The sequence below is a fragment of the Pseudoxanthomonas sp. genome (assembly GCF_002863005.1).
In the GTDB taxonomy this organism is placed as follows: Bacteria; Pseudomonadota; Gammaproteobacteria; order Xanthomonadales; family Xanthomonadaceae; genus Pseudoxanthomonas_A.
Map to the genome: position 1 here is coordinate 1 of NZ_PKDG01000048.1, position 12,223 is coordinate 12,223.

The window sequence follows — 12,223 nt, forward strand, 5'->3', positions numbered from 1 at the left end:
AGCCGGCTCTTGCGCGAGGTCATGACCGACATCTCGGACATGGCGAAGAAGCCGTTCAACAGCACCAGGGCAAAAACGATCAGCAGCTCAAGCACGGGAGTCTCCGTTCAGAGCGGGGAGGGCCGGCGAGGCGGGCGGGGTCTGTCGCGGGGGACAGTGGGGGGAGGTAGGGTCGTCGTCCATAGGGTGCACCCGGAGGCGCGGCGCGAGTTTAGCAAACGACCGACGGGCGGACGCGTGAAGCTGAACGAGACATTCGGCTAATGGGGAGGCCCGCGGGCGGCGCCGGCCACCGGGTCGGGCTGTCCGCAACCGTCACGGAACGGTCATAATTCCGCCCCTGAAGCCGTCCATCCCGTGACGGTGGGACCGCCCGATGTTCTCCCTCCAGACGATCTTCGGCTCCGGCCAGCAGTTCTACACGCTGTTGGACGAGGCCGCCCAAGCCGCCCACGACAGCACCAAGGCCCTGCATACCATGATGAAGGCCACCGACCGCCAGCCGGCGCTCGATGCCTTCAAGCTGGCGCGCCTGCGCGAGCGCGCGGCTTCGGACAAGATCGGCAAGGCGCTGGTGGACAGCTTCATCACCCCGATCGAGCGCGAGGACATCGAGGCGCTGGGCTCGGCGCTGTACAAGATCCCGAAGCAGGTGGAGAAGTTCGCCGACCGCTATTCGCTGGCCATCCAGCACCTGGACGGCATCGACTTCGCACCGCGCGCGGCGATGCTCGAGCAGGCGGCGTCGGTGGTCGTGGAGATGGTCCACGAGATCAAGAAGATGAACATCGATCGCATGACGTCGCTCAACGAGAAGCTGCGCGCGATCGAGAACGAGGCCGACCGGCTCATGCTGGAGCTTTACCGCGACATCTACTCCGGTCGCCTGGACCACCTGCAGATGTTCCTGCTGAAGGAGTTCTTCGAGATCCTGGAAAAGGCCATCGACCGCTGCCGCGAGGCCGGCGTGGTGGCGTACCAGATCGTCCTCAAGAACAGCTGACGGGTCGCGCCCATGCTTACCCTCGTGCTGGTGGTGATCCTCGCCGCGCTCGTCTTCGAGTTCATCAACGGCTTCCACGACACCGCCAACTCCATCGCCACGGTCGTCGCCACCAAGGTGCTGTCGCCGGGCCAGGCGGTGATGCTGGCCGCGGTGATGAACCTGATCGGCGCGCTGACCGGTACGGCCGTCGCGAAGACGATCGCTTCCGGCCTGGTCGATACCAACGTGGTGCAGGTGACCTCGCAGGTGATCCTCTGCGCCCTGCTCGGCGGCATCATCTGGAACCTGATCACGTGGTGGAAGGGCCTGCCGTCGTCGTCGTCGCATGCGCTGATCGGCGGCCTGTGCGGTGCCGCGCTGGCCGCCGCGCACAACGACTGGGGCGCGCTGCTCTGGTCGCAGGCGGCCGGTGACTGGACGCAGAACAAGGGCATCCTGTGGAAGGTCGTGCTGCCGATGATCTCGTCGCCGGTGGCGGGCTTCGTGCTCGGCATCGTGGTGATGGTGCTGCTGTGGGGGCTGATCGTGCTGCTGTCGAAGCTCGGCGGCTGGCTGGGCCGTCTGGCGCGTCCGCACTTCGTCAACAAGTTCTTCGGCAAGGCGCAGATCCTGTCGGCTGCCTACATGGGCTACGCGCACGGCCACAACGATGCGCAGAAGACCATGGGCATCATCGCGCTGACGCTGTTCGGTGCCGAGGCCAGCGGCGCGCTCGACAACCTGCCGGGCTGGCTGGCGTTCCTGCATCCGGGCAGTGCGGGCGAGCAGGACATCGCCATGTGGATCGTCATCACCTGCGCCATCGTGATGGCGCTGGGCACCGCGTCGGGCGGCTGGAAGATCATCAAGACGCTCGGTCACAAGATGGTGAAGCTGCATCCGATCAACGGCTTCGCCGCGGAGACCAGCTCGGCCACCATCCTGACCGTTGCCGCGCATTTCGGCATGCCGGTCTCGACCACGCACAGCATCTCCACCGCGATCATGGGCGTGGGCTTCGCGAAAAACCCGCGCGCGCTGAAGTTCGGCGTGATCGAGCGCATCCTGTGGGCGTGGGTGCTGACGATTCCCGCCGCGGGCGGTATCGCCTACGGCCTGCTGCGGTTGCTCGAATCGATCGGCTGGGCGTGACGTGGCCCCGCATCCGTTGGAACAGAAAACGCCGGGCTTGCCCGGCGTTTTCTTTGGCGACTCCGCGATGGCGGGCCTGAGCCCGCCCTACAGCAGGTCGCCTTCGGCGGAGAGGGCGCGCTCCATGCTGTCGCCCAAGCCGCCGATCTCCAGCACCAGCCGGTCCACTTCCGCCGGGCTGAGGCTTTCGTACGGACGGTTCTCGCACAGCTGCAGGTAGGGCACGCCATCGAGTTCGCCGATGGCGAGGTAGCCGACGCTGCTCTGCCAGTTGAACTTCAATGCGCGCCTGGCGTCGATGCCGGTCATCGGGGCGATCACCGTGCTCACGCGCAGATAGCCGCGCTCGTCATCGTTGCCCAGTTCGGACAGGTAGATCGTCTGGTGGCGCTTGCCATTGTCCAGCGACAGCTCCACGCAGGCGACATACGGGTCGTGCATGGTCACCTTGTAGCCGGAGGAACTCAGGTGGCCGCGGACCTGTTCGAAGTTCTGCATGGGATGCTCCCCTGTTGCCGATACCGCTATGCTAATCCCGCATGGGCGCCAAGTCTCCCGAAGATCGCATTCTTGCCGCAATCCGTGCGATACCGCACGGTCAGGTCGCCGGCTATGGCGAAGTGGCGCAGCGGGCAGGCTTGCCGGGCCGTGCGCGATTGACCGCGCGCATCCTCAGCCAGAATACCGACCCTACGCTGCCGTGGCATCGCGTGCTGCGCTCGGACGGGCGCATCGCCTTCCCCGAGGGCTCGAAAGCGTTCCGCGAACAGAGCCAGCGCCTGCGCGCGGAGGGCGTGAAGGTCGAGAACGGGCGCGTCAGGCGGCCGCGCAAGGCGGACGATCTGGATGCGGCGCTGTGGGGGCCGGGCGCGCGCTGACGCGCTGCCCGTATGATGTAACGCGACCGTTTCGAGGTTTGCCATGTTTCCCCGACTTCTCCCCGTCACCCGCAATCTGCTGATCGCCAACGTCGCGATCTATCTGCTCCAGCTGACGATGGGTGCGGCGTTTGAAGCGTGGTTCGCGCTATGGCCTGTCGGTCACGGGTTCATGCCGTGGCAACTGCTGACCTACGGCTTCCTGCACGATACCGGCGGTCTCGCGCACCTGGCCTTCAACATGCTGGCGCTCTACATGTTCGGGTCGCCGCTTGAACAGACATGGGGACAGAAGCGCTTCCTGACGTATTTCCTGGTCTGCGTCGCCGGCGCGGGCCTGCTGCAGCTTGCCGTGGGTTGGTGGATGGTGTCGGCCGGCGCGTTGCCTTATCCGACGGTGGGCGCGTCCGGCGGGGTGTTCGGCCTGCTGCTCGGTTACGGGATGCTGTTCCCGAACCACCGCATGATCGTCTTTCCGCTGCCGATGGAGATCAAGGCACGCACGCTCGTGATCTTTTACGCCGTGCTTGCGCTGGTGCTCGGCTTCAGCGGCCTGCAGCCGGGCGTCGCGCACTTCGCGCACCTGGGGGGCATGGTGTTCGGCTGGCTGATGATCCGGTACTGGCGCGGGCAGCCGCCGTTCCGCAGGGGGCCGCGCAAACCCAGGCCGCCGCATCTGCGCAGCGTCAAGTAGCGCGGGACCTCACGAAGAAGAACGGCGCGGAAATCCGCGCCGTTCTTCTTCGTGGAACTCGGTTCCGGCTCAGCGCCAGATCCGCACCTGTGCCGCTTCCTGCGCCTGCATCGGCTGACCGGCCTTGCAGGTGAACGCCTGGGCGAAGGACGGCTGCTGCGTCAGCGGGCCGTTGGCGCGCCACTGGCCCGGGGCGTGCACGTCCACGGCGGCACGCTGTGCGGCTTGGGCTTCCGACAGATTCTGTGCCCACAGCGTGGCCCACGCCTTGTAGAAGGACTGCTTGGCGGCGGCGTTGGCCTGCGGCTCGGCGGTGGCGAAGGCATCCCATGCGAGTTCGACGCCGGCAAGGTCGGCCAGGTTCTCGTCGCGCGTCAGCGCACCGTTGACCTTGACGTTCTTGAGATCGGGGAAGGCATAGGCGTTGTACTGCGTCACCACCTTGTCGCCCAGCGCGTTCCATGCCGCGACATCGGCGGGCGTCCACCAGTCGCGCAGCTGGCCCTTGGCGTCGACCATGCGGCCCTTCACGTCGAAGCCGCGGCTCAGCTCGTGGCCGACCAGCGCGCCGAACGCGCCGTACTGCACGGCGGCCGGCTGCTTCGCGTCGAAGATCTCTTCCTGCAGCACGGCCGCGGTGACGATCAGGCGGTTCTGCGCCAGGTCGTAGGCCAGCGCCGGCTGCTGAGGCAGCACGTCCCAGCGGCGGTCGGCGTTGCCCTTGCCGATGCGCTTCATCTCTTCGCGATGGCGCCAGGTCGAGGCGATCAGGATGTTGCCGCCGAAGCTGCCGCGACCCATCGGCTGCACGCTGTAGTCGAGATCGCGCCTCGGCGTGCCGACTTCGATCTTCAGCTTGTCGAGCTTCGCCTTGGCTTCGGCCTTGGCTGGGTCGCTCAACCACGTGCTGCGCTCGATGCCGCGGCCAAGCGCATCGCGCACCTGGCCCGCGATCTGTTCCGCGCGGCGCTTGTGGTCGGCGGGCACGTAACGTTCGGCATATTCCTTGCCCAGCATCGGGCCTGCGGCCAGGTTGATCGCATCCAACACCTGGCGCCAGCGCGGCGCCGGCGCGGTTTCGCCCCGCAGCACGCGGCCACGGAAGTCGAACTCGGCGTCGCGGAACGGCTTGGCAAGGTACGGCGCCATCGCATCGCCGACGCGCCAGCGCAGGTAGGCCTTCCACTGCTCGGGCTTGAGGCTGCCGACCAGGCTGTCGAGGCGCTTGAACAGCGCCGGATCGGCCATCGACACGGTGTCGTCGCTGACGCCCTGCGCTTTCAGGAACGCATCCAGCTGCAGGTTGCGGTACTGCTTGCCGAGGTCCTTGGTCGGCACCGGCGCATAGTTGGCGAACGGGCTGCGCAGGTCGACCAGCGGTTTGGAGACCTGCGCCAGTTTGGTTTCCACGTCGAGCACCAGCGCCGAATCGGCATCCAGGCGGGCGGCGGGCGTGCCGGTGAGCGCCAGCACCTGCTTCACGTAGGTGCGGTAGCGGCCGAGCAGTTCGCGCGTGTCCGCGTCGGTACGGGTGTAGTAGGCCGGATCGGGCAGGCCCAGGCCGCCCTGCATGAAGTAGCCGATGTGGCGGTCCAGCGCCTGGAGGTCCACGTCGGGGCTGAAGTTGAAGGCTACCGGCACGCCGACCTGGTGCAGCGCGGCGATGGCCGGCGCGACGTCCTTCGGCTTCTTGATGGCATTGATGCGGTCCAGCAGCGGCGCGATCGGCTTGGAGCCGTCGGCCTCCACCGCCGCTTCGTCCAGGCCGCTGGCCCAGAAGTCGCCCAGCAGCTTCTGCACGTTGCCTTGTGGTGCCCTCATGGCGGCATCGAGCAGGGCGCGCTGCTGATCCAGCGTGCGTTCGCGGAAGGCGCCCAGCACGCTCACTGCACCGGCCTCGGCGGACGCCGGATTCTTCTTCAGCCAGTCCGCATTGGTGGCGCTGTAGAAGTCCGTGCACTGCGCGCTCACCGCAGTAGCGGCATTGCGCTTCTTGCGCTGCGCATCGGCATCCGGGACACCCAGGGCGATGACAAGGGCGAAGGCGATCAGGGTGGGGCGGCCGAAGACGTGGCGCGGGCTGGGCATCAGGACTGTCCGGAGTTCAGGGGTCGGGCGATTCTAGCAAGGCAGCCGTCCATGCCCCGTGCGGGATCGACGGGAATCCCGCCGCAGGTGGCGACTTTTGCGGGCCCGTGTCACAGCTCGGCGATCCGAGGGGTACGGGCCAGCCCTCGCAAAAGGAAAGGCCCGGACATGCCGGGCCTTCCTCACGCGCGAAGTTGCGTGTCGTTACCAGATGACGACCTGCTGGTCGCCGCCGCGCACCATCGCATCGCCTGCCTTGCACGAGAACGCCGCAGCGAACGTGGGCAGGTTCGACGGCGCACCGATGGCGCGGAACTGCGCCGGGGCGTGTTCGTCGGTGGCGATGCGGTTCTTCAGCTCTTCCGGCGTGAAGTTGCGGCGCCACACCGTGGCCCAGTTGAGGAAGAAGCGCTGGTCGCGGGTCAGTCCGTCGGTCATCGGGTCCGGCGTACCCTCGGTGGCCTTCTTCATCGCGTCGTAGGCCGTGGCCAGGCCACCCAGGTCGGCGATGTTCTCGCCCAGCGTGTGGTTGCCGTTGATCTTCTGGCCGTCGTCCGTGCGGTAGCCATCGAACTGCGCCACCAGCTTGCCGGTGAGCGCCTTGAAGCCCTTGGAATCGGCATCGCTCCACCAGTTCTCGAACTTGCCGGTCGGTCCGAAGCGGCTGCCCTGGTCGTCGTAGCCATGGGTCATTTCGTGGCCGATCACCGCGCCGATGCCGCCGTAGTTCATTTCATCCGTGGCGCTCGGGTCGAAGAACGGCGGCTGCAGGATGGCGGCCGGGAACACGATCTCGTTCTGGAACGGGTTGTAGTACGCGTTGACCATCTGCGGCGGCATGCCCCATTCGGTCTTGTCCACGGGCTTGCCGATCTTGCCCAGGTCGAACTTGTAGTTGAACTCCTGCGCGGCCAGCACGTTGCCGATGTAGCTGTCGCGGCTGGTCGCCAGACCGGCCCAGTCGCGCCACTTGTCGGGGTAGCCGATCTTCGTGGTGAACGCCGCCTGCTTCTCCATCGCCTTGGCCTTGGTCTCGTCGCTCATCCACGCCAGATTCTGGATGCGTGCCTTGAGCGCGGCGCCCAGGTTCGCCACCAGCGTTTCCATCTTGGCCTTGGCTTCCGGCGAGAAGGCCACCTTCACGTACATCTGGCCGAGCGCTTCGCCGCTCTGGCCCTCGATGGTGTCGAGCACGCGCTTCCAGCGCGGCTTGATTTCCTTCTGCCCGCGCAGCGTCTTGCTGTAGAAGTTGAACTGCTCGTTCGCGAAGGCATCGCTCAGGTAGGGCGAGGCGCCGTCGACGGTGTGGAAGCGCAGGTACGCGCGCCATGTCGCCGGATCGGTGTCGCCCAGCATCTTGCTGACCTCCTGATGGAAGGACGGGATGGCGAGCGAGAACTGCTGCAGGCCGCTCACGCCCTGCGAGGCGAGGAACTTCGTCCACGAGAAGTTCGGCGTCAGCTTGTCGGCGTCGGCGACGGACACCATGTTGTTGTACAGGCTCACGTCGCGCGACAGGTCTTCACGCGACTTGGAGGCCTTCGCGAGGCGCGTTTCGAACGCCATGATGTCGTTGGCCTGCGTCTGCGCATCGGCCGCGGCCACGCCCGAGAGCTCGAGCACCTTCGCGATGTGCGCGACGTACGCCGTGCGGATGTCCTTCTTGTCGGCGTCGAAGTAGTAGTTCTTGTCCGGCAGGCCCAGGCCGCCCTGCATGGCGACCGCGGTGTTCATGTCCGGGTTGCTGAACTCCGGCAGCGAGCCGAAGCCGAACAGGAAGTTCTGTCCCTTGGCGGCGGTCTGGTTGAGGTAGGCGACGATGGCGTCCTTGTCCTGCAGGCCGTCGATCGAGGCCAGCATCGGCGCGATCGGCTGGATGCCCTGCGCGTTGGCCTTGGCTTCGTCCATGCCGGTCGCCCACAGGTCGCCGACGATCTTTTCAACGCCCGTCGCGCCGGCGTGCGCGGCGGCTTGTTCGGCGAGTTGTTTCTGAATGGCGGTGGAGCGCTCATCCAGCATTTCGAACGCGCCCCAGCTGGTGCGGTCGCTGGGGATCGCATTGGCGGCCAGCCACTTGCCGTTGGCATAACCCGCGAAGTCGGTGCACGCGTTCTTGGTGGTATCGAGGTCGGCCAGCTGGAAGCGGTTCACGCCCGGCAGGCTGCTTTCGTCCAGTTTCAGTTCCAGCGCGGCGGGCGCCTTGGCGGCCGTATCCGGGGCGGGGGCGGCGTCTTCCTTCTTCGCGCAGGCGGCCAGGGCGGCGGCCACGGCCAGCGACAGGATCAGTATCTGGGGTTTGCGGGCAATCACGATCTACTCCGGCCCCGGACAGGGGCAATGGAAAAAAAGGAACCCCCGGAGGGGGCGTGGCGGCGACTCTACGCCTGTCACCGGGGGGGCAGGTGTGTCGAAGGTCATGCCCCTGGGGGCCGTAGCGGCCATACTGGGCGCCACGGCGAGGAGGGCATTCCATGCAGGTCCATTTCCATGGCGCGGCGGGCGAAGTCACCGGTTCCATGCACCTGGTCGAAGCGGCCGGCCAGCGCATCCTGCTGGATTGCGGGCTGATCCAGGGCAGCCGCGACGCCGAGGCGCGCAACGCGGAGCCGTTTCCGTTCGACCCCGCCACGCTGGATGCGGTGGTGCTGAGCCATGCCCATATCGACCACATCGGGCGACTGCCGCTGCTGGTCAAGCGTGGTTTCCGTGGCCCCATCCATACGCAGGGCGCCAGTGCCGAACTGCTGCCCATCATGCTGCTGGACACCGCGTCGCTGTCCGAATCCGAGGCCGAACGCGCCAACCGCGGCCGTCGTCCGGGCGCGCCGGCGATGGAGCCGCTGTTCTCCGAGGAGGACGTGCACGCCACCATGAAACTCGTGCGTCCCGTTCCCTACGACGAGCGTACGACCATCGCGCCCGGCGTGGACATCGCCCTGCGCGACGCCGGCCACATCCTGGGTTCGGCGATCGTCGAACTGTGGGCCGATGGCCGCAAGCTCGTGTTCTCCGGCGATCTGGGCCCCAAGGGCACGCCCATCCTGCGCGATCCCAGCGTGGTGAAGCAGGCCGACCTGCTGTTGATGGAGTCGACCTACGGGGACCGCAACCATCGTGACCGCCCGGAAACGATCCGCGAGCTGGGCGAGATCTTCGAGCATGCCTGGCGCGACCGCGGCAACGTGCTCATCCCGGCGTTTGCGGTCGGCCGCACGCAGGAACTGCTGTACTGGTTCGCCCGCCACTGGGAGGCGTGGAAGCTGGCGCGCTGGCGGATCTTCCTGGACAGCCCCATGGCGGCAAAGGTGGTCGGCGTGTATGCGCGCCACCACGGCCTGTTCGACGAGGATGCGCGGCGCGTGTGGGCGCAGTCGCCCAATCCGTTCCGCCTGCCCAACCTGCACATGGTCGAGACCACCCAGCAGTCGATGGCGATCAACCAGGTGGAGAACGGCGCCATCATCATCGCCGGCTCCGGCATGGCCAACGGCGGTCGCATCCAGCACCACCTGCGCTACAACGTCGGGCGGCGCAACGCGCATATCGTGTTCGTCGGCTACCAGGCCGAAGGCACGCTGGGCCGGCGCCTGGTCGATGGAGCGCCGTGGGTGCGCATCCATGGCCGCGACTACCGCGTGAACGCGCAGCGGCACACCGTCGGTGGCCTGTCCGCGCACACGGACCAGCAGGGCCTGCTGGCGTGGTACGGCAACTTCCAGCCCGCGCCGCCGCTGGTGCTGGTGCACGGCGAGGATCGCGCACGCGAAGCCCTGGCAGGCGAGATCGGCGAGCGCCACGGGGTGCCGGTGGAACTGGCGCGGCCGGGGATGGTGGTCGACGTCTGACGACGCCGCGCGCCGCACGTCAGGCGCGCGTGACCGGCGCGCCGATGGCGTCGTGTTCGCCCGTATGGCTGAAGCTGCGGTTGCGGCCGGCCTGCTTGGCGCGGTAGAGCGCGGCGTCTGCGCGGTCGAACACGTCTTCCGGTCCGACATCGTCGCCGGACGTATAGGTGTGGATGCCGACGCTCGCGGTGAACGGCGGCGGTGCGCCCGCGTTCGCGCCGTGCGGCTTGCGTGCGTGGTTGGCCAGGTCCACATGGATGGTGGTGGCGATGGTGGCCGCTGCCTGTGCCGAGGTCTCCGGCAGCAGCACCGCGAACTCGTCGCCTCCCAGGCGTGCGACCAGGTCGCGCGGACGGCGCGCGCGGCTGCGGAGGATGCGCCCGAGCGACTTCAGGGCGGCGTCGCCGGCCGCATGTCCCTGCGTGTCGTTGAGCTGTTTGAAGTGGTCGATGTCCATCACCAGCAGCGAAAGCGGTTGGCCGCTGCGGCGCGCGATGCGCAGTTCGTGGTCCAGGGCATGGTCGAACCGGCTGCGGTTGGCCAGCCCGGTAAGGGAATCCGACTGCGCCTGCTGGTGGGTACGCCGCAGCAGGCGGTAGATCCACAACGACGCGCCCAGCGCCAGCACCAGCAGGGCGGGCACCGGGGAGAACCAGGCATGGGCATAGCGCAGCAGCAGGATCGACAGCACCACGACGCCGGCCATCGTCAGGATGGTGGGGCGCCAGATATGGCGAAGCCCGGGCAGCAGCGAGAGCAGCAGCGGAAGCGCCGCCAGCGTCGCTGCCAGCATCGCCTGCCAGCCTTCCGACATCGGCGTGATGGCGGCGCGTTTCAGCAGCATGTTCAGCAGGTTGGCCTGGTAGTCGGTCCCGCTCATGCTGGCGTTCGGGGGCTGGCCGGGCGCGCGCGCCAGCGGCCCCATGCCGGTCGCGCTGACGCCGACGAGGATCCAGTTGCCGCGCAGCAGCGACGCCGGGATGCGCTGGTTGAGGATGTCCGTGTACGACACATGGCGGAACGCGTTCGGCGGCGAAGTGAACGGCACCCGGACCTCGTAGTCGCGCACCCACTCCGATGCGGAGGCCGGTTCCAGGCCCGTCATGACCAGCCGGCGCCCGGGCAACTCCGTGCCCGCGCCCGCGGGCTGGTCGAGCTGCAGCAATGCCAACGCCAGCGCGGGCCAGTGCGGCGAGCCAAGGCCGGCGCGCAGATAAGCCGTGCGCGCCACGCCGTCGGCATCCAGCGCCATCTCGGCATGGCCCAGCGATGCCGCCGAGGCCGCGAACTCGGGGATCGGCATCAGTTCGACCGTGGAGCTGTTGAGCTGGACCGGCTCGGCCAGCACCGGCAGCACCACCCGGCCGCTGCGGCTGATCGCGCGCGCCAGCAGGGCGTCGCCTTCGGGATCGAACAGTGCGGGCTCCGACAGCAGCACGTTGAATGCGATGCCCTTCACATCGGTGAGCCGCAGACGGTCGACGAGTTGCGCATGCGTGCGCCGCGACCACGGCCACCGGCCGAGTTCGGCCAGGCTTTTCTGGTCGACGTCGACCACCACGATGCGGGGGTCGGCGTCCGGCGCTGCGCCCAGGATCAACCGGTCATACACCCACGCATCGAGCGGGGCGGTGATCCCGGACAGGGTGACGAGAATCGCCAGCGCGGCCGCGCCCACCGCCGTCAACAGGCGGGGTTTCCATTTGGGCGTGGCCGGGGCGGTGCTCACAGGGCCAGCAGTATGAGCAATGCGCCGGCTCCCGCGCCAATCCGGCACCAGCGGCAGGGCACCTCGACCACCTGGGCAGGCGGGAACGGGCCTTCGAAGCCATCCACGTCGATGGTCTGGGCGCGCAGGTACCAGGTACCCGAGCGCAGCCGGGGCAGGGTGATCTCGGCCTCGGCGACGAGTTCGTCGACCTGCGGGGCGCTGAAATCCGGGGTCCGCGACATCTGGAAGCGATAGCGCTGCCCGGGTTGGCCGGCTGGCCAGCGGAAGGTCACGTCACGGGTGCTGCCAGGCTCGGCCGCAGCGCGGTCGATGTCGGTGATCTCCGCCAGCGGACGCACGGTGAAGGCCACGCTGTCGCCGAAGGGCCCGGCCTTCCCGTTGCCGTCCACGCTGCGGATGCGCCAGGCGTAGTCGCCGGGGGGCAGGGGATCGGGCAGCCGGGCCTGCGTGGTGCGCTCGATGCGCGCCTGCGCGACGGGCTGGTCGAAACCGGAGGGGCCCGCGACCTCGTAGTCGTACGCGGCGGCGCCAGGCGCCTGCGTCCAGGCCAGGTCCACCCCGGGCGTGCGAATGACGCCCCCTGCGGCCGGCGCGATGGAATACGGTGCCGCGGGCTGGTCATCGATCTGCAGGCTTGCGACCGCATCGTGGCCTTCCAGCCCGGCGGACGAGATCGCGCGGACACGTACAAAGTAATGGCCCGCTCCGAGCACGGGCAGCGTGTAGCGCGGGGCATCGCTTTCGGCATCCACCCTCAGGCTGTCGAACGAACGCTGCGCACTGGCCTGGATGCGGTATCGCTGCGCGCCGGGGACGGCAGGCCACGCGAGATCCGCGCGGGCACGCTGC

General features: G+C 68.0%; 9 protein-coding genes and 1 pseudogene. 5 read left to right on the forward strand and 5 right to left on the reverse strand.

Going from position 1 to position 12,223, the window contains the following annotated elements:
* Positions 1-376 precede the first annotated feature (376 nt).
* Positions 377-1,003: a DUF47 family protein gene (locus CYU89_RS16090; RefSeq protein WP_056878267.1), complete on the forward strand. Its 627-nt coding sequence runs from the start codon at positions 377-379 to the stop codon at positions 1,001-1,003.
* Between the two features lie 12 nt (positions 1,004-1,015).
* Entirely contained in the window at positions 1,016-2,137 is a 1,122-nt protein-coding gene (locus tag CYU89_RS16095; protein ID WP_296282564.1) for an inorganic phosphate transporter, read from the forward strand.
* Between the two features lie 87 nt (positions 2,138-2,224).
* Here the strand turns inward: CYU89_RS16095 and CYU89_RS16100 are convergent, their stop codons facing one another.
* The gene (locus tag CYU89_RS16100; protein WP_296282565.1) at positions 2,225-2,635 is read right to left on the reverse strand and encodes a hypothetical protein; all 411 of its coding nucleotides are present in this window, start codon (positions 2,633-2,635) and stop codon (positions 2,225-2,227) included.
* Between the two features lie 41 nt (positions 2,636-2,676).
* On the opposite strand from CYU89_RS16100, the gene CYU89_RS16105 reads away from it, so the two are divergent.
* The gene (locus CYU89_RS16105) at positions 2,677-3,015 is read left to right on the forward strand and encodes an MGMT family protein (protein ID WP_296282566.1); all 339 of its coding nucleotides are present in this window, start codon (positions 2,677-2,679) and stop codon (positions 3,013-3,015) included.
* 43 nt (positions 3,016-3,058) lie between these two features.
* On the forward strand, positions 3,059-3,709 hold the full coding sequence (locus CYU89_RS16110; RefSeq protein WP_296282567.1) for a rhomboid family intramembrane serine protease: 651 nt from the start codon (positions 3,059-3,061) through the stop codon (positions 3,707-3,709).
* Positions 3,710-3,778: 69 nt separating this feature from the next.
* Here the strand turns inward: CYU89_RS16110 and CYU89_RS16115 are convergent, their stop codons facing one another.
* Both CYU89_RS16115 and CYU89_RS16120 read right to left on the reverse strand, forming a co-directional pair.
* Positions 3,779-5,797 carry a M13 family metallopeptidase gene (locus CYU89_RS16115; protein WP_296282568.1) on the reverse strand — a complete coding sequence of 673 codons (2,019 nt, stop codon included), beginning with the start codon at positions 5,795-5,797 and terminating at the stop codon, positions 3,779-3,781.
* A gap of 204 nt (positions 5,798-6,001) precedes the next feature.
* Positions 6,002-8,104, reverse strand: a complete 2,103-nt coding sequence (locus tag CYU89_RS16120; protein ID WP_296282571.1) for a M13-type metalloendopeptidase — start codon at positions 8,102-8,104, stop codon at positions 6,002-6,004.
* Positions 8,105-8,268: 164 nt separating this feature from the next.
* Between CYU89_RS16120 and CYU89_RS16125 the strand changes: the two genes are divergently transcribed.
* On the forward strand, positions 8,269-9,642 hold the full coding sequence (locus CYU89_RS16125) for an MBL fold metallo-hydrolase (protein WP_296282569.1): 1,374 nt from the start codon (positions 8,269-8,271) through the stop codon (positions 9,640-9,642).
* Positions 9,643-9,661: 19 nt separating this feature from the next.
* Here CYU89_RS16125 and CYU89_RS16130 read toward each other — a convergent pair whose 3' ends face one another.
* Complete coding sequence (locus tag CYU89_RS16130) at positions 9,662-11,371, reverse strand: CHASE2 domain-containing protein (RefSeq protein WP_296282570.1); 1,710 nt, start codon at positions 11,369-11,371, stop codon at positions 9,662-9,664.
* Positions 11,368-12,223, reverse strand: a pseudogene (locus tag CYU89_RS16135) (hypothetical protein); the annotation flags it as partial. The pseudogene CYU89_RS16135 and the gene CYU89_RS16130, both read right to left, overlap by 4 nt.

Excerpts from the sequence above, each read along its gene's own strand:
- CYU89_RS16090 (WP_056878267.1), top strand. The coding sequence starts at position 377 with ATGTTCTCCCTCCAGACGATCTTCGGCTCCGGCCAGCAGTTCTACACG.
- CYU89_RS16095 (WP_296282564.1), top strand. The coding sequence starts at position 1,016 with ATGCTTACCCTCGTGCTGGTGGTGATCCTCGCCGCGCTCGTCTTCGAG.
- CYU89_RS16100 (WP_296282565.1), bottom strand. The coding sequence starts at position 2,635 with ATGCAGAACTTCGAACAGGTCCGCGGCCACCTGAGTTCCTCCGGCTAC.
- CYU89_RS16105 (WP_296282566.1), top strand. The coding sequence starts at position 2,677 with ATGGGCGCCAAGTCTCCCGAAGATCGCATTCTTGCCGCAATCCGTGCG.
- CYU89_RS16110 (WP_296282567.1), top strand. The coding sequence starts at position 3,059 with ATGTTTCCCCGACTTCTCCCCGTCACCCGCAATCTGCTGATCGCCAAC.
- CYU89_RS16115 (WP_296282568.1), bottom strand. The coding sequence starts at position 5,797 with ATGCCCAGCCCGCGCCACGTCTTCGGCCGCCCCACCCTGATCGCCTTC.
- CYU89_RS16125 (WP_296282569.1), top strand. The coding sequence starts at position 8,269 with ATGCAGGTCCATTTCCATGGCGCGGCGGGCGAAGTCACCGGTTCCATG.